The following is a 22,832-nucleotide window of genomic DNA, read 5'->3' as shown; positions in this document are numbered from 1 at the left end:
ACATGTGGGAGAGGGCAAATCCACTCCCCTATCGATAACTCAGGCGGCAACCAGGCCGCCCTCCTCCAGCAGCTTCACAAAGCTGTTCAAACTCTGCGACACCGTGCCACGCCGCCAGATCAGCCAGGTATTCAATAAGCGGAAGGTATCGGCCAGTGGCCAAACACTCACCGCCGCCGACCCCGGCATGCTTTCCAGCATGCTGCGCGGCATCAACGCCAGCCCGGCGCCCGCACTGACGCACGCCAACATACCGTGGTACGACTCGATTTCGAAGATTTTTCCCGGCACCGCGCCATCCTGGGAAAACCAGCGCTCAAAGTGATGCCGGTAAGAGCAATTGGAGCGGAACGTATAGATGTTCTCGCCATTCACGTCTTGCCCTCGGGTGATCGGCGCGTGGTGCAGCGGCGCGATCACCACCATCTCTTCCTCGAACACCGCCACACCTTCCAGGGTCGAGTGCAGCACCGGCCCGTCGACAAACGCGGCCGTCAGGCGCCCCGACAGCACACCTTCGATCATGGTGCCCGATGGCCCGGTGCTCAGGTCCAACTCGACCTTGGCGTGCTTCTGGTTATAGGCCGCCAGCAAGGCCGGGATGCGCACCGCCGCCGTGCTTTCCAGCGAGCCCAGGGCGAACGCGCCCTGGGGCTCCTCTCCCGCCACCGTGGCGCGGGCCTCTTGCACCAGATCGAGAATGCGCCGCGCATAGCCGAGGAAATTCCACCCAGCTGGCGACAAGCGCAAACGGCTCTTCTCGCGAATAAACAACTCGACGCCCAGGTCCTGCTCCAACTGCTTGATGCGCGTGGTCAGGTTCGACGGCACCCGATGGATCAGCTGTGCCGCGGCACTGATGCTGCCCTGCTCGGCCACGGCCTTGAAGATTTCCAACTGCACCAGATCCAAGTCATTCTCCATTCGTGAACGTATTGCTTAATATTATTCAGTTCTCAGAAAAGAGCCAGCCCCGTACGCTGAACCCATTCCTCCCATTCAGCAGGACGGCGCCATGAACGCAATCACTTCCCAGACCCACGCCCTCTCGATCAACCCGGCCAGCGGCGAAACCGTCGACAGCTACCCTTACGAAACCGCATCGCAACTGGACGCGGCGCTTGATCGCGCTACCCAGGCGTTCCGCACCTGGCGTCGCCAGCCGGTCGGCCAGCGTGCCGAGCTGCTGCTGGCCCTGGCCACCGTGCTGCGCGAGCAGGCCGAAGCCATGGCGCAGATGATCACCCTGGAAATGGGCAAACCCATTGCCCAGGCCCGTGCCGAAATCGAAAAATGCGCCCAACTCAGCGAGTGGTACGCCGCCCACGGCCCGGCCATGCTCGCGCCGGAACCGACCTTGGTGGACAACGGCACGGCCCACATCGAATACCGCCCGCTGGGGCCGATCCTCGCCGTGATGCCGTGGAACTTCCCGGTCTGGCAGGTGCTGCGCGGTGCCGTGCCGACTTTGCTCGCTGGCAATACCTACGTGCTCAAGCACGCGCCGAATGTGATGGGCTGTGCGTACCTGATCAAAGCAGCGTTCCAGCACGCCGGTTTCCCTGATGGCCTGTTCGAAGTGCTCAACGTGACCCAGGATGGCGTGTCCAACGCCATCGCTGACCCACGCATCGCCGCCGTCACCCTCACCGGCAGTGTGCGAGCCGGCATCGCCATCGGCTCACAGGCCGGCGCCGCGCTGAAAAAATGTGTGCTGGAACTGGGCGGCTCCGACCCGTTTATCGTGCTCAACGACGCCGACCTCGACGCCGCCGTGCAGGCCGCCGTCATCGGCCGCTTCCAGAACAGCGGCCAGGTCTGCGCCGCCGCCAAGCGCCTGATCATTGAGGAAGGAGTGGCACAAGCCTTCACCGCGAAGTTCGTCGAAGCCACTCGCGCCCTGATCATGGGCGACCCGACCGCCGACAGCACTTACGTCGGCCCGATGGCGCGCTTCGACCTGCGCGACGAACTGCATGGGCAAGTCCAGGCGACCCTGAATGAAGGCGCCACCCTGCTGCTGGGCGGCGACAAGGTCGAGGGGGCCGGCAACTATTATCAGCCGACGGTCCTGGCGGATGTCACCGACCAGATGACCTCCTTCAAACAAGAACTGTTTGGCCCGGTAGCCTCGATCATCACTGCCCGCGATGCCGACCACGCCGTGACCCTGGCCAATGACAGCGAGTTCGGCCTCACCGCCAGCATTTTCACCGAAGATTCGGCCAAGGCACGCCAGATCGCCGACCAACTGGAGACTGGCGGTATCTTCGTCAATGCGTTCAGCGTTTCCGATCCGCGCGTCGCTTTTGGCGGTGTGAAAAAGAGCGGGTTCGGCCGCGAGTTGTCGCACTTTGGCGTACGAGAGTTCTGCAATGCGCAGACGGTGTGGCTGGATCGCAAGTAGCCCCATTGAACAAATGGCGTTAGCATCCTGTCCACTCGGCTTAACAGCATGTTTTTAGGGTCAGGATCGCACTGTGGAAAAGCTAAATCGCCTTCAAAGCGGAATCGAAGGGCTGGATGCTCTGCTCAAGGGAGGGCTGGTGTCTGGGGCGTCCTATATCATTCAGGGGCGCCCCGGCTCCGGTAAAACCATCCTCGCCAACCAGTTGGGGTTTCATCATGCGCGCAACGGCGGCCGTGTCTTGGTTGCTACGTTGCTGGCGGAATCCCACGACCGCCTTTTCCAGTTTCTGTCCACCCTGAGCTTTTTCGATGCCTCCCGCGTCGGCGCCGAAATCCAATTCGTCAGCGCCTTCGACACCCTGGAAAACGAAGGTCTCGACGAGGTGGTGAAGTTGCTCCGGCGCGAAATCAGTCGGCAGAAGGCTACCGTCATGGTGGTGGACGGCCTGCTCAATGCGCGCTCCAAAGCTGACTCACCCATCGACACGAAAAAATTCATCTCCGAACTGCAAGGCCATGCCGCCTTCGCCGGTTGCACCGTGCTGTTTCTGACCAGCTCGCGATTGGACGACGGCAGCCCAGAACACACCATGGTCGACGGCGTGATCGAAATGGGCGAAGAACTGTTCGGCACCCGCTCGGTCCGCCGTATCCAATTGCGCAAGACCCGCGGCAGCGGCGCGCTCACCGGCCTGCACGAATGCGAAATCACCAACGACGGCCTGGTGGTGTACCCGCGCCTGGAAAGCCTCTATGGCCGCCCTTCCGCACCGGACAGCGCCGACCTGACCCGCATCCCCAGCGGCATCACTTCATTGGACGCGATTCTCGGCGGCGGCCTGCACAGCTCCAGCGTGACCCTGGTGATGGGCCCGTCGGGCATCGGCAAGACCACTTTGGGCCTCAAGTTTTTGTCCGAGTCCACGGTGGACGCGCCGGGTCTGCACTTCGGCTTTTACGAAAGCCCGCAGCGCCTGCAACTCAAGGGCCTGTCCCTCGGCATCGACTTGCAACAGATGCAGGACAGCGGCGCCCTGAGCATCGCCTGGCAGCCCACCACCGAAGGCTTGCTCGACGGTCTGGGCGCGCGTCTGCTGGGCCTGGTGGAAGAAAAAGGCATCAAGCGTCTGTTTATCGACAGCCTCAGCGGCATGACCCGCGTGTCCACCAACCCGGCGCGCATCACCGATTTCTACAGCGCGCTGATGAACGAACTGCGCGCCCGTGGCGTCACGGTATTCGCGACCTGGGAAATGCACGATCTGTTCGGTTCCGAGGTCAGTTCACCGGCATCCGAGCTGTCGAGCATTGCCGACAACTTGATGTTGATGCGTTTCTTCGAGATTCAGTCTGAACTTAGAAGGACGCTTTCCATTCTTAAGGTCAGAGACAGCTTCTATGACCCCTCGCTTCTGGAAGTGGTCATCCGCGACCAAGCCGTTGATCTAAGAAAGGTTTCAAGAAATGCCCCCTCAGTGGTGTCCAATTCAGCGCTGCCTGGTTCAGCTTTTTAAGTCTTTGTGTGGGTTGGACTGACATGACCACCATCCTGGTCGTCGATGACGAATATCTGATCGCCGACATCCTTGGCTTCGCGCTGGAGGATGAGGGGTTCATGGTCGTCACAGCGAGCAACGGACGCAAGGCACTGGACGTGCTGGAGCGCGAACGCCCGTCGCTGATCATCACCGACTTCATGATGCCGGTGATGGACGGTCAACAGCTCGCCGAAGCGGTGCGCGCCCTGCCGAGCGTCAATCACCTGCCGATCATCCTGATGAGCGGCGCGCAGGCGCACATCGGTATGGAGCGCTCGGACTTGTTTGACGCCGTGCTGGCCAAACCCTTCAAGATCGATCTGATCGTCGCCGAAGTGAGAAGGCTGCTGGCGGCGACGTGACAAGCGCCGCCTGGACAAGGGCGATAGCGACCAGGCTGAAATTGTCATGAGCCTATGCTGCACTGGTGTGTATTCAAGGACCGAGAGGAACACCCCATGCCAGCCCGCAATCCCCCTATCGATTTGTCCCATCGCCCGCGCCTGGCCGATCTGCGCCCACTGATCGCGCCAAGCGCGAGTCTGCTGGAAGCCCGGGCAGCAACCCCACGGGTGACCGCCGCCAAGGATCTGCAGGACCGCCAAGGGTACGCTACGGATTTTCTCAGCCGCTTCGTCGTGCCTTGGCCCACTACAGACGAGGCGTTGCAGGATGATGTGGAACCACTGCGCCTGGACTACACGCACTTTTCGATAACGATGTCGCGCTCGCGGCGACTGGCGCTCTACGTGGGCGTCAATATCGACGGCGCCAAGCACGTAGACATTACCCGCAGCAACGACACCTGGGCCTACGACGGTCGCCTGCCGATCAGCGCGCAGGTGGGCGAAGCGCTCTACACCAACAATGGCCTGGACCGCGGCCACCTGGTACGGCGCCAAGACCCCAACTGGGGCGAGCAGGCCGCCACCGCCAATGTCGATACCTTCCATTTCACCAACTGTTCGCCGCAAATGAGCGGGTTCAACCAGAAGACCTGGCTGGAGCTGGAAGACTACATCCTGGACAACACCCAACGCTGGCAAGCCCGCGCCACCGTGTTCAGCGGCCCGGTGTTTGCCGATGACGACCGCGTGTACCGTGGCGTGAAAATCCCCAAGGCATTCTGGAAAGTGGTGGCTTACCTGGGCGATGACGGCAAGCCCTCGGCCAGTGCCTACATGATCGACCAAAGCCGCGAGCTGGGGCAGCTTGACCTGATCTTCGGCCCGCTCAGGACCTACCGGCGCAGCGTGCTTCAAATTGAACAACTGACCGGCATCCGCTTCGCCAACCTGGCTGACTACGACGGCTTCAGCAACGAAGAGCGCGCTACGGGCACGCGGATTGAGGCACTCATCCGGGGCCCGCAAGACATTCGTCTATGACCGGGCGTTCTTCGGGCTATATCGCCTCGCCCTGATCGACTACCATACCGCGCCGGTTCCCGAACGGGACTAATAGGGAATCCGAAGCGCGGTACGCCGCGCCAATCGGAACTGCCCCCGCAACTGTAGGTGCCGAGCCTGCTCCCCACTGCCACTGGACGCGTCCGGGAAGGCTGGAGCGAGGCGACGACGCATCAGTCAGGAGACCTGCCGGCCCAGCAACATCACTAACCGGCGGGGTGTCCGGGAAGGACTTCCTTGCCCAGCCCTTGGCGGCGGTGTTCAAGGGCGTGTTTCCATGACCGTAGCTCCCCAGTCGCACGTACGGTCCACACGGAGAACGCCCCATGCTGCCACGCGCTACCGCCCTGCTCGCCAGTTTCGGCCTGGCCACCCTGGCTCACGCCGCGCCCACTCACTACCCGCTGACGGTGCAGAACTGCGGCAGCACGCTGACCTTTGCCCAGGCCCCCGCGCGCAGCGTGACCATCGGCCAGACCGCCACCGAAATGCTTTACACCCTCGGTGTCGGCGACAAAGTGGTCGGCACCTCGCTGTGGTTCAACCCGGTGTTGCCGCAGTTCAAGGCGCAGAACGACACCATCGAGCGCCTGGCCAATAACGAGCCGAGCTTCGAAGCCGTGATCGCCAAGCACCCGCAACTGGTGGCCGCCGAGCTGGAATGGGTGGTCGGCCCCCAAGGCGTGGTGGGCACTCGCGAGCAGTTTCATGAGCTGAACATCCCCACTTACCTGCTGCCCTCCGATTGCGAAGGCAAGGACAACCTGGTGGGCGCCGACGGCACGCGGCTGGAGCCGTTTCGCATCGACACCATCTACAAAAGCATCAGCCAACTGGCAGCCATTTTCGACGTCCAGGATCGCGGCCAACAGCTGAACGACAGCCTCAAGGCGCGCCTGGCCAAGGCCGTCGCCACGGCGCAGGGCAAGGGTCTCAAGCAGGCCAGTGCGCTGGTGTGGTTCTCCAGTTCCGAGATGGCCAGCGACCCGTACGTGGCCGGCCATAAAGGCGTGCCCGAGTTCATGCTGGAAACCCTCGGCCTGCGCAACGTGGTGCAGTCCGACGAAGAGTGGCCGGCCGTCGGCTGGGAAACCATCGCCAAGGCCAACCCGACCTTTCTGGTAATCGCCCGCATGGACCGCCGCCGCTACCCCGCCGACGACCACGAAAAGAAACTCGCTTTCCTGCGCAGCGACCCGGTCACGCGCAACATGGACGCGGTCAAACATAACCGCATCATCATCCTCGACGCCCTGGCCTTGCAGGCCAGCGTGCGCACCTTCGATGGCCTGGAACAACTGGCCAGCGCCATCGACGGCTACGACCTGCCGCAATGACCGCCAGTCTGCTACGCACCTTCCTCGCCCTGGCGCTGCTGCTCGCTGCCGTACTCGCCGGGGTGGCCATCGGCGAAACCGCCATCGAACCCCAGGTGGTGTTGCAGGTGCTCGCCAACAAACTATGGCACGCCGGTTATGTGCTCGACCCCATCGACGAGGGCGTGGTGTGGAACTACCGCCTGACTCGCGCCCTGGTCGCCGCCGCCTGCGGTGCCGGGCTGGCCACTTGTGGGGTGATCCTGCAATCGCTGCTGCGCAATCCGCTGGCCGATCCGTATTTGCTGGGCATCAGCGCCGGCGCGTCGACCGGCGCGGTGCTGGTGGCGCTGATGGGCGTGGGCGGCGGGCTGGTGTCGCTGTCGGCCGGCGCATTCGTCGGCGCGATGGCGGCGTTTGCCCTGGTGATCCTGCTCGCGCGGGCCAGCGGTTCGTCCAGCGGCACCGGCCAGATCATCCTGGCGGGCATTGCCGGCTCGCAGTTGTTCAACGCCCTCACCGCCTACCTGATCACCAAGTCGGCCAGCTCCGAACAGGCGCGCGGCATTCTGTTCTGGCTGCTGGGCAACCTCAGCGGCGTGCGCTGGCCATCGGTGTGGCTGGCGGTGCCGGTGGCGCTGTTGGGGTTGGCGGTATGCCTGTGGCACCGTCGTGCGCTGGATGCGTTTACCTTCGGCAGCGACTCAGCGGCATCCCTGGGCATCCCAGTGCGGCGAGTGCAGGTCGTGCTGGTGGGCTGCGCGGCGTTGGTCACGGCGGTGATGGTGTCGATTGTGGGCTCCATCGGTTTTGTCGGCCTGGTGATCCCCCACGCCGTACGCCTGTTGCTGGGCACCGGGCACTCGCGCCTGCTGCCGGCCAGTGCGTTGGGCGGCGCGCTGTTTCTGATCGCCGCCGATGTGCTGTCGCGCACTTTGATCAAGGGCCAGGTGATTCCAGTCGGCGTGGTCACGGCGCTGGTGGGCGCGCCGGTGTTTGCGCTGATCCTGATCGGCCGGAGAAACGCGCGATGACGGTGTTGAGCTGCACCAACCTGGGCTTCAAAGTGCGCGACGCCGAGCTACTGCGCGGGATCGATCTGCAGGTGGCCCAGGGGGAAACCCTGGGCATCGTCGGCCCGAACGGCTCGGGCAAATCCACCTTGCTCAAGCTGCTCGCCGGCCTGCGCCCGCCGGCCAGCGGCGAAGTGCGCTTGGGCGAGCAGCGCCTGCACGACCTGTCGCGCCGCGCCATCGCCCAGCAACTGGCGGTGGTGGAACAACAGGCCGACACCGACGACGCCATCCGCGTGTTCGACGCCGTGGCCCTGGGGCGCACGCCCTGGCTGTCGGCGCTGAGTCCATGGTGCGCCGAGGACGACGCCATCGTGCGCCAGGCCCTCGTCGACGTGGACGCTACGCACCTGAGCCAGCGCGCCTGGCGCAGCCTTTCCGGCGGTGAACGCCAACGCGTACACATCGCCCGCGCCCTGGCGCAACGGCCCCGGATCCTGCTGCTGGACGAACCGACCAATCACCTGGACATCCAGCACCAACTGGCGATCCTTAAAGGCGTTCAAGCGCTACCGGTGACCACCCTGATCGCCCTGCATGACCTCAACCAGGCCCTGACCTGCGACCGCCTCGCCGTGCTGGATCGCGGGCGCCTGGTAGCACTGGGCAAACCGCTGGAGGTGCTCACCCCGCAACGCCTGCAAGACACCTTCGGCGTGCAGGCGCACTACCTGACCGACCCGTTCGATGGGGCGCAGATACTGCGGTTACGGCCCAACTGATCAAACAGCCAGGGCGTGGGGCGGATTCAGCCTGCGTAGACGAGTAATTTTCCAGTTCTCTATTTCAGCTCAACCAGTCAAGGGCACCCTGTGAAACTTGATAAAAGCACCACGATGCTGCCGGCACTCACACTTACACCAACAGCGATAACCGCCGCCGACATCCCCGACGTACTAACCTTCGTACTGCTGGCCCGCGCCGAGTTGTTCCCGTCCCTCAGCGCCGCCGGTCTACCCGCCGATCTAGCGAGTTTCGAAGCAACGTACCTTCAGGGTGGAGGTCAATTCATGATCGTGCGTAACGCCGGTGCGATCGTTGCCGCTATCGGCTATCTCCCCTACGACGGGCGTTTTCCCCAGTTGAACTACCAAGGCCTGAACACCGTGGAAGTGGTGCGCCTGTACGTGCTGCCGGCGTTCCGTGGCTTTGGCCTGGCAAGCAGGCTGTATCGGGCGCTAGAGGCACAGGCCCGAGCCGATGAAGTGCAGATGATGTACCTGCACACTCACCCGTTTCTACCGGGGGCGATTGATTTCTGGAGACGTCAGGGCTTTGAAGTGGTGGATATCGAGTCAGACCCGGTCTGGCAGACCACTCATATGCAACGGCAGTTGTGAGTCCACTCAGGTGAGCGGGCTTGCCCTAATGCCAGTCAGTTAAGGCAATATGGGCAATAACTAAAAAATCAGAGCCAGTATGCGAATCTAAACGGCCTACCCAGTATTAACTGGAACAACCGGCTCAAAAGGTGGGAGGGGGCTTGCCCCGAAAGCGCTGGTGAGTCAGCCCATCTGCCAATTACCCACCGCAATCGGGGGCAAGCCCCCTCCCACCTTTGATAGTCATCGCCTGGCTGGATCATACGGCGTACTGCCGCGCAGTTTGCGGCATGCGAATCCGTCCTCAGCCTGGCGCAGAAAATCACTCACTGAGTCCTTAACTGACCGGCATTCGGGAAAGCCCGCTTACCACAGAAAACCGCTCATCACATCACGTCGACTCACCACGAAAAGAGTCTTACTGACCTTCGTCCTGCAGACCCGCGCCGAGTTGTTCCCGTCCCTCAGCACCGCCGGTCTACCCGCCGATCTAGCGCAGATACTGCGGTTGCGGCCCAACCGATCAAACAGCCAGGGCGTGGGGCGGATTCTGGGGATTGCTCTATATGGTTGGTGGATAGGCTTGTTGTGGTGAGCGGGCTTGCCCTAATGCCAGTCAGTTAAGGCGAGATGGGCAATGACTAAAAAATCGGAGCCAGTTTGCGAATCTAAACGGCCTACTCAGTATTAACTGGAACAACCGGCTCAAAAGGTGGGAGGGGGCTTGCCCCCGATAGCGCTGGTGAGTCAGCCCATCTGCCACTGACCCACCGCAATCGGGGGCAAGCCCCCTCCCACCTTTGATAGTCATCGCCTGGCTGGATCATACGGCGTACTGCCGCGCAGTTTGCGGCATGCGAATCCGTCCTCAGCCTGGCGCAGAAAATCACTCACTGAGTCCTTAACTGCCCGGCGTTAGGGCAAGCCCGCTCACCACAAAAAAACCGCTCATCACAGCGCATCGACTCACCACGAAAAGAGTCGTCAGGCCCACTGTCGATGTGATGCGCTGTGTTAGCGCGAAGACTGTTCACCAGTGAGGCAATCGCTGATCCACTGTCGGCTATACGCCAATACCGCAACCGCCATGGCCACCGGAAAGTGGATAAACCCGCGGGCCGATTCCGGCAGCAAGTGCGCCTCTGCCAGTGGCCAGCGCTCGGCGAGCAACCGCGTATCGTCCAGCAGCGGGTCCAGCTCGCCGACAAACATCAAGGCCGGCGGCATCCCCTCCACCTCACCAAACAGCGGCGATAACGGGGGCTGCCGACGCTGCTCGTCACTCAGTCCCGGGGTCAGCAAGCGCAGCGCGTCGACCATGCCCGGCCCGTCCAGCAGCAACGTATCGGGGCCTGCCGCCCGCACGCTGGGGCTGCCGGTGAGGTCGTAGACGCCGTAATACAGCACCGCGCCGCTGATCCGTTGGAGCAGCGCCGGCCATTGTTTCAGCGCGAGCAATGTCGCGGTCGCCAGGTGCCCACCGGCCGATTCGCCGACGACGATCACCGGCAACCCGGCAAACTCCGGTTCACCGAGCAGCCAGCGCGCGGCGGCCAGGCAGTCCTGCATCAGGCCCTGGACCGGCGTGTCGACCGCCAACCGATAGTCCACCGACACCACTATCACGTCGCAGGCGCGCACCATGCCCAGGTTGAGGTCGTCGTCCATTTGCGCGTTGCCGATCACCCAGCCGCCGCCGTGGATATCCAGCACCACGCCCTTGGGTGGGCCATTGGGACGCAGGATGCGCACCGGCACCTGAATGCCGTCCTGGCGAATCAAGCGGGTTTCAGCGGCTGGGCCTTTCTTGATTTTCTGGCTGATGCGCAACAACGTCTGCAACACGCGCGGCGTGACGCGATTGCGGATCTTGAAGCGCGGCATCCACCCAAGCTTTTGGTTGAAGCGGCGCATCTGGGCCAGTTCGGTCGCACTGGCGGGCCATGGCTGCAGGGCCATCAGCGGTTATTACGCAAGATCGAAAAATTCAACGCCGCCGCCACACACAGCCACGCCAGGTACGGGAACAGCATCAAACCGGTGAGCAGGTCCAGGCGCACGGCCAGCACCACCATCGCGGCGACGGTAAGCCACAGCAGCACGATAATCACCATGCCCGCCAACAGCCGGTGGGCGCCGAAAAACACCGGGGTCCACAAGGTATTCAAGGCAATCTGCGCCGCCCACAGCGCCAATACCATCTGGCTGCCGGGGATCAAGCTCAAGCGGTAACCAGCCCAGGCCAGCAGCAGATAGATGATCGTCCACGCCACCGGGAACAACCAATTGGGCGGTGTAAAGCTCGGTTTGACCAGGGAGTCGTACCACGCGCCAGGCTTGAAAATGATGCCGGTACTGGCGGCGGCGGCGCAGGCGAGCAGGAAGATAAAGAAGGTCATCGTCGGTCCTTGGCTGAAGTCAGCGGGGCGAGTGGAAAGAAAACCAAGCGGTCTGCATGTTTCAAATGACTCAAGCAAGCGCGCATAAATTCAATGCAGGTCTGAAATTCGCGTCGGATCCCTCGCTTTCAGCCGTCATTAAAATTGGTTACCGTGCCTTCACTCCACCCGCCCGAGAGCCCAATCTTGACCGACCCCATCAGCGATCGACACAGCAGCCCCTGGGCGGTGTTCCTGATTTTCCTGCGCCTGGGGCTCACCTCGTTTGGCGGCCCGATTGCGCACCTGGGGTATTTTCGCCATGAGTTTGTGACCCGGCGGCGCTGGCTGAGCGAGCGCAGCTACGCGGAATTGGTCGCCCTGTGTCAGTTTTTGCCCGGCCCGGCCAGCAGCCAGGTCGGCATCGCCCTGGGCCTGACCCGCGCCGGTTACGGCGGCGCGGCGGCGGCGTGGGCCGGGTTTACATTGCCGTCGGCGTTGCTGCTGATCCTGTTTGCCCTAGGCTTGGCCCACTACGGTACGGCCGTGCCCGCCGGTGTGCTGCATGGCCTCAAGGTGGTTGCGGTGGCAGTGGTCGCCCAAGCCGTGTGGGGCATGGCGCGCAACCTGTGCCGGGGCGTAGCGCGGGTGCTGCTGATGCTGCTCGCGGCCGCGGCGGTGCTGTGGCAACCCTCGGCCTGGGCGCAGGTGGGGGTGATCGCCGCCGCTGGATTGGCCGGTCTGGTGCTATTCAAACCTGCACTGGCCGCTGCGCCCGACGCACTGCCCATCCCCCTCAGCCGACGCGCCGGGGCCCTGTGGTTGCTGCTGTTTGCCGTGCTGCTGGTGGGCCTGCCGGCGCTGGCGCAGGGGCTGCCCCATCACAGTCTGGCGCTGGTGGACGCCTTCTACCGCAGCGGCGCCTTGGTGTTCGGCGGCGGCCATGTGGTGCTGCCGTTGTTGCAAGCTGAAGTGGTGGCGCCGCAATGGCTGAGCAACGACGTATTCCTCGCCGGCTACGGTGCCGCACAAGCCGTGCCCGGCCCACTCTTCACCTTTGCCGCCTTCCTCGGCGCCTCGATGCATGCGCCCCCCAACGGCTGGATCGGCGGCGTGGTATGCCTGCTGGCGATCTTCGCGCCGTCGTTTTTACTGATCTTCGGCGCGCTGCCCTTCTGGCAGAGCCTGCACCACAGCCCCCGCACCCAGGCCGCATTGGCAGGGGTCAACGCGGCGGTGGTTGGCCTGTTGCTGGCGGCGCTGTACCACCCGGTGTGGACCAGCGCGATCTTCAACCTGTACGACTTCGCCCTGGCGTTACTCGCACTCGTCGCCCTGATGGCCTGGAAGCTGCCGCCGTGGCTGGTGGTGGCAGGTTGCGCCGTGCTGGGTGGCCTACTCGGCTGAACCGGGCGCGACGATCCTGAGCCAGGGCCAGCGCGCCTGATAACTAAGGGCCTTTTGCGCAAACAACGCGGGTTCTGTGTGCAACGGGTTGATGCGCAGCACGCCCTCGGCCACATCCTGCAACCCGTAAGGCGCATACAACTCGCCCGTCGCCACCTCCAAAGCGATGCAGGTGCCGGCCACCAAGTAATGATCCACGCCGTCGCGGGCCGAGTGCAACTGGGGGTAAGGCCGACCGAAACGTTGGCCATACCACAAGTGAACCCGCGCCTGATTCCTGACCTCGACATTCACCCCCAAGTCCTTGAACAACCCCTGCGCCGCCCGAATCACACGGTCCTCAGCCTCGTAGGACAGGTCCGGGTCGAAGTAAAAAACGTCGTAGTCCTTTACGCCGTGATCGGCCGGTCGATTCGCTTGATGGTTCCACACCGCCTGGAACAGGCAGCCCGCCGTGAGCATGCATTGCGCCACACCCAGGTCGGGTAGGCGTGCAGTAATTTCGGCATTGAGGGGGTTGGCCATGGCCAGGGAGATAAACGTGTCGACGGTCAATGTCATGGGCGCTCCTGCGGACGGCACTGCTTATTCGGGCGAAGACGGCCACAATAATGCACCGTCGTAAATGGCGGAAACATTTACTCAATGTGACAGTCTCAGTGCCGACACGCCCTCAATCGTCAAGGATAAAACGATGCGACTCACTGCCATGGCCCTCGCCACCGCCAGCGCCCTGCTGCTCACCGCCTGCAGCGACAGCCCGTCCGACACGGACATCCAAACGGCGCTGCAAACCCGACTGCAAGGGCCTGCCTGCATCAGCGCACCAATGTTCAAGAGTTTCCCGGTGACCTTGAGCGAGAGTTTCAGCGCCGGCGTTTCCAGCGGCAACGCACCGGCGTTCGACGCCCTGGTCGACGCCGGCCTTCTGGCCAGAAGCGACAAAACCTACAGCCTCACCGAATCCGGTCGCACGGCCTACACCGAACAAGCACCGGGCTTCTGTTATTCCCAAGGCTACGAAATTGCCAAGATCAAGGATGTCAGCCCCAACCCTGACCCGATGGGCGCGGCTGTGGACAAATCCTGGGTGGTCACCCTAGACATCCGCCAGATGCCCGTGGCCGCCTGGGCCAAAACCCCGGCCCTGGCAAAACTCACACGCCACCCGGAAAACCTTTCCGAAGCGCCCAAGACCTACCACGTGACGGTCGGCCGCGTGAAAGGTGAGCAGGGCCTACAGCTGATCGACCCACGGTTTTTTATCATGCGTGGGGTCAGTGTCAGCCAGGGGTTCTGACCGTAGAGCTTGGAGGTGTTGGCGGATATCGTCTGAAGGCTAAATCCGAATAGCCAGCGACGCCTTGCTCCCTTGCCTACGCCTGCGTCAGAATCCGCCGGCTTGTGCGCTGGGGTGGCCGTCTCTAAGGTTGCCCGGTCGCTGAATTTCTCAGGGACCGGGTTTAGTAGCCCACGATTCAACCTAACGATTGCATAAGCATCATCTGTCAGACGTTCCGGTGTCTGTGCTTGATGGCGGCTGTGCGCAGGGCACCTCCGGGTGCGCCGGTTTTGTTAGGTTCCACCGGTCTACTAACCTGCGTACAGCTGCCTCCCTTTTGTTTAGTAGCGAACGGGAAGCGGCCTCAAGTCAGGAACTTAACCATGGTTATCGATTCAACCACCCTCTTCAGCGTCACCCCCGACGCCAGCACCGAAAGCCTCATCACCAACAGCTACGAAACCTTCACCAGCGTCAGCACGCTGCTGCTCGACCTGTCCGAAGACCTCAGCGGCAAACACCGCGACATCGCCCTGGCCATCCACCAACTGAGCGAACTCGGCGTACTGCTCACCGCCCGCCTCCTCGACCGCGAAGCGCCCTGCTCGGCTTAACCTTTCAACTCATCCGCCCGATGGCTCGCCGCGTCGTCGTAAGCCACATACAACGACTCGGCGACCTGGCTCTTGATCGCTTTGCTGGCTTCCAGCCCAAGCACAAACCCTTCGGCTTTACCCCCGGCGCGGTTGAGTTCTTCAGCGGTGGCGGCGCCGGTAATGGCGTCAAGAAGCTTAGCGGCCTGTGGGCCGACGCCTTTGGGGAGGGAAATGTGCTCGATGGACATTGCGGTACCTATTGAGGAAAAGATCGGTAGCGCGTGGAACCACTGCCGGCGGCGCATGGTAAACGGGTTGGCCGAGTGATGGGTTGTTTTCGGCCGATTCTATGGAAAAAGCTACCCTTTCAACTCTGCCCGATGATTGATTGCTGCGACTGCGTCCAACACACCGCTAAGCGAAATCTCAGAGCGATAGCAGGGCCACAGGGCCATCTATGGAAATAATGAGATGGCCCCATTTGGCGCCCCCTTAGCATCGATGCGCTAAAGCTTGGCACATAGCCGTCGATACTCTGGAAGAGGACGACACATCATGGAGCGATAAATGAACCTTTCCGTTAGCGCAGCCTACTTGGCGCCAGCCAGCACCCAGCTCGCACCTTCCGACCAAAAGCTCGTGGCTCAGCCCCTGACTGATCACGCGAAACAGACGTTGGCAAACACCGCCCCGGCAGCGATCTATCATCCCAGTGAATCAGCAAGCACAACGGTTGAACCGGTGGACATTGTCGATACCTGGGTCGGTCGCCAGCAATCGTCGGAATATCCTCGACTCGCTGAAATTTCCAACGGGGCGTTTCACACGTTGAAGGCCTCTTTCAAGGCATTCGTGTCCACGTTGTCGGGTATCGCGCCGGACCTGGCGAGCAAAGAGTATGGTTTCACCGTCGAGGCTGATGGCCGCCTGACAGTGCAGGATACGGCCAGCCAGCTCAGCGGCGAAGAGAGCAAGCGTCTCACTGAGTTGCTCAATCAATCCCTTTCTATGAAAACCGCAGCGGTGGCTTACCGCAACGCCATTATCGATACGGTGGACGCCGACTCGGTTTGGTCGGGCATGGGTTATTACAGCCTGACCAACGAAAACTTCGCCAAAACCATTGATCTGGCGCCTCTTCTGAGGGATTACGACCCGTCGGATTTAACGTCGATGAAGGACCGTTCTTTTGTCCTGCAACTGTCCTACAAAGGTGAGCGGGCCACACAGGAGACGGAAAACGCCATGTTTGAGCGACGCGCATCACAGCGTTTCAGCGCGCAAGCTTGATCCGCTTTGCGTGATGAGAGATGAAGGCTACCCGCTGGCTCTTGGACAAACCCAAAGTTTCGGCCATGACTGGCCCGCCCACTTGCTCAGCGGCAGCGCGATTACTGATAAGTGTCCGCCTCTTGCGCCGGATAAAACTCCCCCTCCTTGCCCATCCTTACCAGCCGTTCGCGCACGATCACCTCAACACGGGCCACCGCAGCCTGATCGTCAGGATCGACCAGTTGCAAGCACAGGCGCCGAACATTCTGATCGTGAGTGCCCTCGCTGAGCATCTCATGGGTGAACACTTGCTCACCACGCCATAGACACAGCTGGGTATGCGTGCTGCCGAGCCATATCTCGTTGATCGATCTGAGGTCAGTGGTCGCCAGTTGGTCCACGGTGATTGTCTTATCCATTGCGCCGTACCTTACCGATGAATAGGTACAGGTAGACTGAAAGGCACAGCGGGTCGTTCCACGCGTCCACAGGTCGACCGGACCTATGGTGTTGAACTGCGGCCTGGTTCAGGGTTGAACAGGCAGCAATTGCAGGGGGTGGGGAAGAAGAGTCCAGGGGGAACCACCACTGTCTTGATATGTTTACTCACAAAGGACCGTATGCAGATATAGCTCTTTGTGACGGGCAGAAATCGGCCGATTCTGTTGAAAAAGTCGACTGAGAATTCCACGTCGGGAAAGTACGCGCCTGAGATTGAAATCTGAATTTTTGGCAGTAGGTTCAGGACTCAGATTTCACGTAGCAGCCTGCAAAAGAGGTCTTTTCACCCATCAGTATTCGAGCATTTTGGGCAAGGCGACTTTTTCAACACAATCGGCCAGAAGCGGACGTTCCCAAGTGGCCACTAACGACAAGAAGTAAAAGTCTTTCCCTTTCTGATTATTAATGGCGAACGCTTACGGACTTCTAGTCAAACCGCACCAAAGCAATTCGCCACTATTGGCCTATACTCGGTTCGTCCGCGGTGTCTTCAAGGAGAGATCTCAATGGTCGCACCAGATTTGAATGGGCTAGACGCTCCCGTTGCCGATGATTTTGAAATTTGGCTCGGCGAAAGAAGCCGGTGGTTACAGACAGCTGCCAAGAACCTAATCGAGACCAAGAAGCCACCAACAGACGACCAGATCCAAGAGCTTGCCCGGCTGTGCATGATTGAATCGAAGAATGAAGATGACCCAGGCTTCTGCACGGTATCGCCTGGCTCATTGGCACTTGCTGCCAGTCGTCCTGCCATACGCATAGAAGGGATCTCAGATGTCTACGGGTTGAATGCGATCAAATCAGGTGCAGCACTACCAGTTGGCTCAGGCAACATCACAGTGTTCTACGGTCAAAATGGTTCAGGAAAAAGCGGATATGCACGCCTCCTGAAACAGGCATGCGGCTCAAGGTCAAAAGACGAAATTCACCCTAACGTCTTCATTGAAGAACCTGAGGCTTGCAAGGCTAATTTCCAAGTATCGGCAGGAGAAAAGAAAGGAACTATTGAATGGACGCTGGCACAGGGTGCAGATCCTTTACTTCGTCACGCCCAGATTTTTGACTCCAGAACGGCCACCCAGTACATGGGTAGAAACGAGGCCAGCTACGAGCCAAGCCAAATGAAATTTGTGGCGTCGTTGATCGCCGTGTCAGACAGGGTTAATCAGCACCTCACCGCTTCGAAGAATGCATTGCTGAGCGTATTGCCACAATTCCCAGCGGATTTGGAAATCACTGAGGAACGTAAGTGGCTAGCGAGTATTAAGCCTGCAACGACTGATGCCGTCATCGACAGATTCTGTACGTACACTCCCGAGCACGATGCTGAGCGGATTATCACAGAAGGTGCGCTGGCCCAGAAGGACGTAGCGGGGCGACTGGCATCAATCACGAAAGAAAAGCAGGGGTTGGCAACAGTTCGGCTAGCTATGAGCCAACTCAAGGATAAGCTCTCCAACGAAACAGCGCAGATCATAGTAAGTGCCAGTGCTGATGCAAAGGGCAAGCGGCAAGCGGCTCAGAAATTTGCGCAACAACTCTTTTCCGAAACTCCACTCGAAGGAGTCGGCGAAGCGGTGTGGCAACAGTTATGGGCCCAAGCACGATTGTTTTCTCAAAATCATGCTTACCCTGGTCAACCATTTCCTGTTGTGGGTGAGCAGGCAAGGTGTGTGCTCTGCCAGCAAGAGCTCAATGAGGATGCTGGCCATCGGTTGACCCACTTTGAGCAATTTGTTACCGAAGGTTTGGAGTTAAGCGCAAAACAAGCAGAAGACAAACATAAGGGCTTTGTACAGGCCTTACCCCAATCACCGAAGGAACAGGACTGGTTAGCTCATATGGCCCTGATCAAACTGGATCAAAAGCAGGCCATAGAACTACATAAAACTTTGGTGGAAAGACGTTCCGATCTCGAGACCGCTGAAAAAATCGAAAATGTGACCCCATTCGACTGGTCACTAGTAGATCAAGCGCTGGCAGAAGTGACAGATCAGTTAGTTGGTGAAGAAAAGTCGTTGAACGAGCTTTCTCAAGACGGCAAACGACAGCAAATGGAGGCGCAACTTCGTAAGCTGAAGGCTCTGCAATGGCTGTCGCAAAACAAACCTGCAGTCGTTGCCGAACGGGACAGGTTGTTGGCTGTTGACCAGTACGGGAAAGCCATCCGGCTTGCTGCAACCAACACGCTTACTATCAAAAACAACGAATTGGCGAAATCCGAGGTGGAGGCAGGATATCAAACTCGCTTCGCCGCCGAACTGAAGCTATTAGGTGGCTCGAGGTTGCCTGTAGCCCCTCAAAGCAAAACAGTCGGTAAAGGCAGGACCACATTCGGACTGACACTCGTTGGCGCGAAAGGAGCCCGCCCACCAGAACAAATTCTCAGTGAGGGCGAGACGCGAATTGTAGCATTGGCTGCATTCCTAGCTGATATTACCGGCTCCAATCAAGTAGCTCCCTTTATTTTCGACGACCCGATTTCCTCACTCGATCAAGATTTTGAGGAGCGAGTTGTCTCGCGCCTTGTAGATTTGGCGCAGTCCCGCCAGGTCATCATCTTCACCCACAGGCTTTCGCTGGTGACACTTCTGGAATCCGCAGTAAAGAAAGTGAAGGAACATCCAGATATACAAGACATCGTCTTTAACGTTCAGACGCTTCGACGTCTCGACAAAACATCCGGCATTCTGACGGGACAAAGTGCTCGAGACTCGAAACCGAAACCGGCTATCAACAAGCTACTTAATGAGAACTTAGCCCAACTCAAGAGGCACCAGGCAGAGGGCGATGCTGAAAGTTACGACCTCATGGCCAAGAGTGTTTGCAGTGACTTCAGGATCATCGTGGAGCGCACTGTTGAGGTGGTAATGCTGAACAGTGTCGTGCTGCGATTCCGCAGGGAAGTGATGACCAAAGGGCTACTGAGGCAGCTAAGTAACATCACTCAGGAGGATTGTGATCTGATAGACGACTTGATGACACGATACTCTGTGTATGAGCATTCTCAGGCAGACGATCTTCCAGCGGTCCCCCCCGAACTCGCCCAACTCGAAACAGATATGCGATCGCTTGCGGACTGGATAGAGGGGTACTCGAAGCGAGTGGCCTGACCCACATTGAAACGCCGACTGCTTTTTACCTATAGCGGTCGCTTGTGAGCGTCCGCTAATGGCTGTGGATTCAACCGGTCGAGGAAAAGATCTTGAGCAGTGACAAAAACGAGCACAAAATCACTCTGCCGCCCGGCTCTCGATTTCGGCGACAGGCTGGTCTGTATGCTCTTGGACGGCTGTGGTCAGGAATCTAAGCCAGCAGCTGTACTTCACCTTGCTTCGATCACACTTGGTGTCATTCCCGAAAAGATCGGCGGCTGCGAGGAAGGTTGTAAGAAACTGGACAAGTCTGCTAGGTGGCAACTGCTACTCGCTCCGCTGGTTGAAATGCACCGCAGGCAGTAGAAGTGCTCCTCAGTTGAGTATGCGATGCCCGATACCGACTCTGATCCAGTGGTCCCGAAATTTTATGTACAGTACAAGGAAGTGAGAAGCGGCCAGCTTTACAACACCTTCTACACTCGGATACAGATCGAGATCGGCACGCCGGCTACGAGTGAGCCGGTTTCCGTGCGTATGCTGGACCTCTTTGTGCAGGCAATTAGCTGAGAAACTGCCCGGCTCTACAATTGTCAACCAAGGCTTTTACGAAGCTGCGAACGGCTCAGTACGTCTAACCTATGACTTAAAAGTGAATGGCGTCGACAAGAAGGCGGCCTGTCTAGTTAGCCACGAGTCTTTTGAGTTCAACGTCGTCCGGTAGCTCAGTAATCAAGGAAAAAATGACTCTCGCAATAAACGTGATTTTTGGCCTATCGCTGCAGTTGCAGGTATTGATTGACCAGGTGAGAGCCGAGGGAATTCGATCAGTCCCCTCAAAGGGACTCGTCATGTGAAGTTGAGCCGTAAGATAAGAATTTTAAGGCCGTTAGAAACGCTGCATGGACTCTGGAGATATTCCGATGAATTTTTTGAAAGTAATATTGGCTGTCACTTTTTTTGCTGCTGCTCCCGCATGGGCTGTGGATTTGACTGGACCTCAAAAAAATGCAGTCAGATCAGCGAAGCAGTATCTCAGCATGGCGGGGTTCTCACGGAATGGGCTTATTCATCAGCTTTCATCTGATGCTGGAGAGGGTTTCGATGTTTCTGACGCTACGATAGCAGTGGACAGCATGAACATTGATTGGAACCAGCAGGCGGTGAGGTCTGCGAAGCAGTATCTCAATATGATGGGCTTCTCGTGTAAAGGCCTCATTAAGCAACTTTCCTCGAGTGCTGGAGAAAAATACACTGTGGACCAAGCAACCTACGGGGCAAAACATGCAGATGGTTGCTGAAAAATGGCGTGCTTTAAATCGCCTCTAGTTTCGTAGATGCCATCAAGCTACAAGGAAAGGTTGCTAACCCTGCATAACTGTCCGCTTTTGGCCGATTCTGTTGAAAAAGTCGACTGAGAATTCCACGTCGGGAAAGTACGCGCCTGAGATTGAAATCTGAATTTTTGGCAGTAGGTTCAGGACTCAGATTTCACGTAGCAGCCTGCAAAAGAGGTCTTTTCACCCATCAGTATTCGAGCATTTTGGGCAAGGCGACTTTTTCAACACAATCGGCCGAACGCTGCCTTTCCCAACCGCCATATATTGGTCAAACGCCCCCCACAACACCAACCTCCCTTTTGTTGACACACACCGCCATTAACGCAAAATCCCCCACCCACCACTCAACGTGCTCAACCCAAAAGGAGCCTCAATGCAGCGCGTGATGATCGTCGGTCAACCCGGTTCCGGTAAAAGTACGTTAGCGCGCAAGCTTGGCCAGAGTAAGGGCTTGCCGGTGATTCATATCGATACCATCCACTGGCAACCCGGTTGGGTAGAACGCAGCGGGGACGAGAAGACGCGCTTGTGTCATGAAGCCGAGGCGCGTGAGTGCTGGATATTCGAAGGGGGTCATTCTGCTACTTGGGACAATCGGGTCGCCCGCGCAGATCTATTGATATGGATTGATCGTTCGGCGGCGCTTCGATTCTGGCGCGTAGTGCTCAGGACGTTCTTGGGACGCGGACATTCGCGCCCTGATCTGCCGGAGAACTGCCCCGAGCAGTGGGGGAATTTGCCGGCTTTCTTTGGGTTTATGTGGCGCACGCGAAAATCAGCAAGGGCCAAGATGCAACAACTGGCGGCGAATGCGCCCTCTACTTGCCGGGTGGTTTGTTTGCGGTCTAATCGCGAGACCCAGGTTTTTCTTGCCAGCATTGAACAATCGGCTGGCCTGGCACAGCGAGATTGCTAGGCACGACGATTACCCCAATCACACCTTGAGCAAACCCGGCTAGGCACGCGCGCCCCGCTATAGTCGACTCTATCGCCGACCGCCCTTCCAGGAGTTTCTCCCAGTGTCCGAGACGCCGACTCAACTCGCCTACACCAAGCGCTTCAACGCCGTCCTCGCCTACATCCAGGCCAACCTCGAAGGCGACCTGTCGGTGAATACGTTGAGCCGATTGGCGAATTTTTCGGCGTTTCACTTCCATCGACAGTTCACCGCGTTCGTCGGCGTGCCGGTGTCGCGTTATGTGCACCTCATGCGCCTGCGTCGTGCGGCCCATAGCCTGGCAAGCGCTGCCGATTATTCGGTGCTGGAGGGAGCGCTCAGTGCCGGTTTCGATAGCCCGGAGGCATTTAGCCGGGCGTTCCGGCGGGCGTTCGGTATGGCGCCGAGTGCGTTCAGGAAGGCGCCGAACTGGCAGACCTGGAATGCGGTGTTCGCTATCCCTCACTTTTCCAGGACGATCATCATGCAATTACGCATCGTAGAATTTCCCCAAACCCAGGTGGCCGCGCTTGAGCATTGCGGGCCCGCCGGGCTGGTCAACCAGACGACCAGCCGATTTATCCAATGGCGCAAGCAGAGCGGCCAGTCGCCGGTGGCGTCGAGCCGCACGTTTGGCATTCCCTATAACAACCCCGATACCACTGCGCCCGAGGCGTTTCGCTTTGCTATCTGTGGCGAGATTGACGAGGCCGTGGCGCCGAATGGGTTTGGCGTGCATGCGCGCATCATTCCTGCCGGGCGCTGCGTGGTGGTGCGGCATGTGGGCTCGCCGGATCATATCGGCGAAACCATCTATCCGATTTACCGCGATTGGCTGCCTGCCAGCGGCGAGGAGCTTCGCGACCACCCGCTGTTCTTCCATTACCTGAGCGTCTACCCCGAGACGCCGCAGGATCAATGGCAGACCGATGTGTATGTGCCGCTGCGCTAGCGGAT

At 59.6% G+C, this 22,832-nt stretch carries 23 protein-coding genes and 1 riboswitch; of the genes, 17 read left to right on the top strand and 6 right to left on the bottom strand.

Going from position 1 to position 22,832, the window contains the following annotated elements; translation table 11 throughout:
• Positions 1-39: 39 nt before the first annotated feature.
• Positions 40-912, bottom strand: a complete 873-nt coding sequence (ptrR, locus tag FIV35_RS17120; RefSeq protein ID WP_034099848.1) for a putrescine utilization regulator PtrR — start codon at positions 910-912, stop codon at positions 40-42.
• Between the two features lie 103 nt (positions 913-1,015).
• Between ptrR and FIV35_RS17115 the strand changes: the two genes are divergently transcribed.
• The 8 genes from FIV35_RS17115 to FIV35_RS17080 all read left to right on the top strand — a co-directional run bounded on the left by FIV35_RS17115 (position 1,016) and on the right by FIV35_RS17080 (position 9,085).
• Positions 1,016-2,407 (top strand): aldehyde dehydrogenase family protein, encoded by a 1,392-nt coding sequence (locus FIV35_RS17115; protein ID WP_034136857.1) that lies wholly within the window; start codon positions 1,016-1,018, stop codon positions 2,405-2,407.
• A 73-nt stretch (positions 2,408-2,480) separates the two neighbouring features.
• Positions 2,481-3,923, top strand: coding sequence for an ATPase domain-containing protein (locus tag FIV35_RS17110; RefSeq protein ID WP_034099199.1), 1,443 nt, complete (start codon positions 2,481-2,483; stop codon positions 3,921-3,923).
• Between the two features lie 23 nt (positions 3,924-3,946).
• Positions 3,947-4,309: a response regulator gene (locus tag FIV35_RS17105; RefSeq protein ID WP_034099201.1), complete on the top strand. Its 363-nt coding sequence runs from the start codon at positions 3,947-3,949 to the stop codon at positions 4,307-4,309.
• Between the two features lie 96 nt (positions 4,310-4,405).
• Positions 4,406-5,335: a DNA/RNA non-specific endonuclease gene (locus FIV35_RS17100; RefSeq protein ID WP_034136856.1), complete on the top strand. Its 930-nt coding sequence runs from the start codon at positions 4,406-4,408 to the stop codon at positions 5,333-5,335.
• 36 nt (positions 5,336-5,371) lie between these two features.
• Positions 5,372-5,564: riboswitch (cobalamin riboswitch) on the top strand.
• Between the two features lie 118 nt (positions 5,565-5,682).
• On the top strand, positions 5,683-6,693 hold the full coding sequence (locus FIV35_RS17095; protein ID WP_034136854.1) for an ABC transporter substrate-binding protein: 1,011 nt from the start codon (positions 5,683-5,685) through the stop codon (positions 6,691-6,693).
• A complete protein-coding gene (locus tag FIV35_RS17090) occupies positions 6,690-7,706 on the top strand; it encodes a FecCD family ABC transporter permease (protein WP_034136853.1) in 1,017 nt (338 codons plus the stop codon). The genes FIV35_RS17095 and FIV35_RS17090 overlap by 4 nt, the downstream gene beginning before the upstream one ends.
• Entirely contained in the window at positions 7,703-8,467 is a 765-nt protein-coding gene (locus FIV35_RS17085; RefSeq protein WP_034136852.1) for an ABC transporter ATP-binding protein, read from the top strand. The genes FIV35_RS17090 and FIV35_RS17085 overlap by 4 nt, the downstream gene beginning before the upstream one ends.
• A gap of 114 nt (positions 8,468-8,581) precedes the next feature.
• A complete protein-coding gene (locus FIV35_RS17080) occupies positions 8,582-9,085 on the top strand; it encodes a GNAT family N-acetyltransferase (RefSeq protein ID WP_034136851.1) in 504 nt (167 codons plus the stop codon).
• A 996-nt stretch (positions 9,086-10,081) separates the two neighbouring features.
• On the opposite strand, the gene FIV35_RS17075 is transcribed toward FIV35_RS17080, so the two are convergent.
• Positions 10,082-11,026, bottom strand: a complete 945-nt coding sequence (locus FIV35_RS17075; protein WP_034136850.1) for an alpha/beta hydrolase — start codon at positions 11,024-11,026, stop codon at positions 10,082-10,084.
• The gene (tspO, locus tag FIV35_RS17070) at positions 11,026-11,466 is read right to left on the bottom strand and encodes a tryptophan-rich sensory protein TspO (protein WP_034099216.1); all 441 of its coding nucleotides are present in this window, start codon (positions 11,464-11,466) and stop codon (positions 11,026-11,028) included. Before tspO ends, FIV35_RS17075 begins: the two co-directional genes overlap by 1 nt.
• 186 nt (positions 11,467-11,652) lie before the next feature.
• On the opposite strand from tspO, the gene chrA reads away from it, so the two are divergent.
• Entirely contained in the window at positions 11,653-12,852 is a 1,200-nt protein-coding gene (gene chrA, locus FIV35_RS17065) for a chromate efflux transporter (protein ID WP_034136849.1), read from the top strand.
• Here the strand turns inward: chrA and FIV35_RS17060 are convergent.
• Complete coding sequence (locus FIV35_RS17060) at positions 12,841-13,413, bottom strand: nucleotidyltransferase family protein (protein ID WP_034136848.1); 573 nt, start codon at positions 13,411-13,413, stop codon at positions 12,841-12,843. The two genes, chrA and FIV35_RS17060, sit on opposite strands and share 12 nt — an antisense overlap.
• A gap of 133 nt (positions 13,414-13,546) precedes the next feature.
• Between FIV35_RS17060 and FIV35_RS17055 the strand changes: the two genes are divergently transcribed.
• Positions 13,547-14,152, top strand: a complete 606-nt coding sequence (locus tag FIV35_RS17055) for a hypothetical protein (protein WP_052198908.1) — start codon at positions 13,547-13,549, stop codon at positions 14,150-14,152.
• Positions 14,153-14,517: 365 nt separating this feature from the next.
• A complete protein-coding gene (locus FIV35_RS17050) occupies positions 14,518-14,748 on the top strand; it encodes a DUF6124 family protein (RefSeq protein WP_034136847.1) in 231 nt (76 codons plus the stop codon).
• Here FIV35_RS17050 and FIV35_RS17045 read toward each other — a convergent pair.
• Positions 14,745-14,978, bottom strand: coding sequence for a hypothetical protein (locus tag FIV35_RS17045; protein WP_034136846.1), 234 nt, complete (start codon positions 14,976-14,978; stop codon positions 14,745-14,747). The genes FIV35_RS17050 and FIV35_RS17045 overlap by 4 nt on opposite strands.
• 319 nt (positions 14,979-15,297) lie before the next feature.
• Here FIV35_RS17045 and FIV35_RS17040 point away from each other — a divergent pair, with 319 nt between their 5' ends.
• Positions 15,298-16,020, top strand: a complete 723-nt coding sequence (locus tag FIV35_RS17040) for a hypothetical protein (protein ID WP_034136845.1) — start codon at positions 15,298-15,300, stop codon at positions 16,018-16,020.
• Between the two features lie 101 nt (positions 16,021-16,121).
• Here the strand turns inward: FIV35_RS17040 and FIV35_RS17035 are convergent, their stop codons facing one another.
• Complete coding sequence (locus tag FIV35_RS17035) at positions 16,122-16,421, bottom strand: hypothetical protein (RefSeq protein ID WP_034136844.1); 300 nt, start codon at positions 16,419-16,421, stop codon at positions 16,122-16,124.
• Positions 16,422-17,009: 588 nt separating this feature from the next.
• On the opposite strand from FIV35_RS17035, the gene FIV35_RS17025 reads away from it, so the two are divergent.
• The 5 genes from FIV35_RS17025 (at position 17,010) to FIV35_RS17005 (ending at position 22,827) form a co-directional block, all read left to right on the top strand.
• Positions 17,010-19,616, top strand: a complete 2,607-nt coding sequence (locus FIV35_RS17025) for an AAA family ATPase (RefSeq protein ID WP_034136843.1) — start codon at positions 17,010-17,012, stop codon at positions 19,614-19,616.
• Positions 19,617-19,988: 372 nt separating this feature from the next.
• Positions 19,989-20,168: a hypothetical protein gene (locus FIV35_RS17020; RefSeq protein WP_034136841.1), complete on the top strand. Its 180-nt coding sequence runs from the start codon at positions 19,989-19,991 to the stop codon at positions 20,166-20,168.
• Positions 20,169-20,521: 353 nt separating this feature from the next.
• Positions 20,522-20,899: an Ltp family lipoprotein gene (locus FIV35_RS17015; RefSeq protein ID WP_034136840.1), complete on the top strand. Its 378-nt coding sequence runs from the start codon at positions 20,522-20,524 to the stop codon at positions 20,897-20,899.
• Between the two features lie 412 nt (positions 20,900-21,311).
• Entirely contained in the window at positions 21,312-21,854 is a 543-nt protein-coding gene (locus tag FIV35_RS17010) for a P-loop NTPase family protein (RefSeq protein WP_034136839.1), read from the top strand.
• Positions 21,855-21,957: 103 nt separating this feature from the next.
• Positions 21,958-22,827 (top strand): AraC family transcriptional regulator, encoded by an 870-nt coding sequence (locus FIV35_RS17005; RefSeq protein WP_034136838.1) that lies wholly within the window; start codon positions 21,958-21,960, stop codon positions 22,825-22,827.
• Positions 22,828-22,832: the final 5 nt, after the last annotated feature.

The sequence above is a fragment of the Pseudomonas rhodesiae genome (assembly GCF_007858255.1).
Taxonomy (GTDB): Bacteria; Pseudomonadota; Gammaproteobacteria; order Pseudomonadales; family Pseudomonadaceae; genus Aquipseudomonas; species Aquipseudomonas rhodesiae.
This window is presented reverse-complemented; position numbering and strand designations above follow the sequence as displayed.

Bases quoted from the DNA above. Each gene is read 5' to 3' on its own strand.
- FIV35_RS17015 (WP_034136840.1), top strand. From the start codon at position 20,522: ATGAATTTTTTGAAAGTAATATTGGCTGTCACTTTTTTTGCTGCTGCT.
- FIV35_RS17050 (WP_034136847.1), top strand. From the start codon at position 14,518: ATGGTTATCGATTCAACCACCCTCTTCAGCGTCACCCCCGACGCCAGC.
- FIV35_RS17045 (WP_034136846.1), bottom strand. From the start codon at position 14,978: ATGTCCATCGAGCACATTTCCCTCCCCAAAGGCGTCGGCCCACAGGCC.
- FIV35_RS17035 (WP_034136844.1), bottom strand. From the start codon at position 16,421: ATGGATAAGACAATCACCGTGGACCAACTGGCGACCACTGACCTCAGA.
- FIV35_RS17100 (WP_034136856.1), top strand. From the start codon at position 4,406: ATGCCAGCCCGCAATCCCCCTATCGATTTGTCCCATCGCCCGCGCCTG.
- FIV35_RS17025 (WP_034136843.1), top strand. From the start codon at position 17,010: ATGGTCGCACCAGATTTGAATGGGCTAGACGCTCCCGTTGCCGATGAT.
- FIV35_RS17080 (WP_034136851.1), top strand. From the start codon at position 8,582: ATGCTGCCGGCACTCACACTTACACCAACAGCGATAACCGCCGCCGAC.
- FIV35_RS17115 (WP_034136857.1), top strand. From the start codon at position 1,016: ATGAACGCAATCACTTCCCAGACCCACGCCCTCTCGATCAACCCGGCC.
- FIV35_RS17085 (WP_034136852.1), top strand. From the start codon at position 7,703: ATGACGGTGTTGAGCTGCACCAACCTGGGCTTCAAAGTGCGCGACGCC.
- FIV35_RS17090 (WP_034136853.1), top strand. From the start codon at position 6,690: ATGACCGCCAGTCTGCTACGCACCTTCCTCGCCCTGGCGCTGCTGCTC.
- FIV35_RS17060 (WP_034136848.1), bottom strand. From the start codon at position 13,413: ATGACATTGACCGTCGACACGTTTATCTCCCTGGCCATGGCCAACCCC.
- FIV35_RS17095 (WP_034136854.1), top strand. From the start codon at position 5,683: ATGCTGCCACGCGCTACCGCCCTGCTCGCCAGTTTCGGCCTGGCCACC.
- tspO (WP_034099216.1), bottom strand. From the start codon at position 11,466: ATGACCTTCTTTATCTTCCTGCTCGCCTGCGCCGCCGCCGCCAGTACC.
- FIV35_RS17105 (WP_034099201.1), top strand. From the start codon at position 3,947: ATGACCACCATCCTGGTCGTCGATGACGAATATCTGATCGCCGACATC.
- FIV35_RS17020 (WP_034136841.1), top strand. From the start codon at position 19,989: ATGCCCGATACCGACTCTGATCCAGTGGTCCCGAAATTTTATGTACAG.
- FIV35_RS17055 (WP_052198908.1), top strand. From the start codon at position 13,547: ATGCGACTCACTGCCATGGCCCTCGCCACCGCCAGCGCCCTGCTGCTC.
- FIV35_RS17010 (WP_034136839.1), top strand. From the start codon at position 21,312: ATGCAGCGCGTGATGATCGTCGGTCAACCCGGTTCCGGTAAAAGTACG.
- FIV35_RS17075 (WP_034136850.1), bottom strand. From the start codon at position 11,026: ATGGCCCTGCAGCCATGGCCCGCCAGTGCGACCGAACTGGCCCAGATG.
- FIV35_RS17040 (WP_034136845.1), top strand. From the start codon at position 15,298: ATGAACCTTTCCGTTAGCGCAGCCTACTTGGCGCCAGCCAGCACCCAG.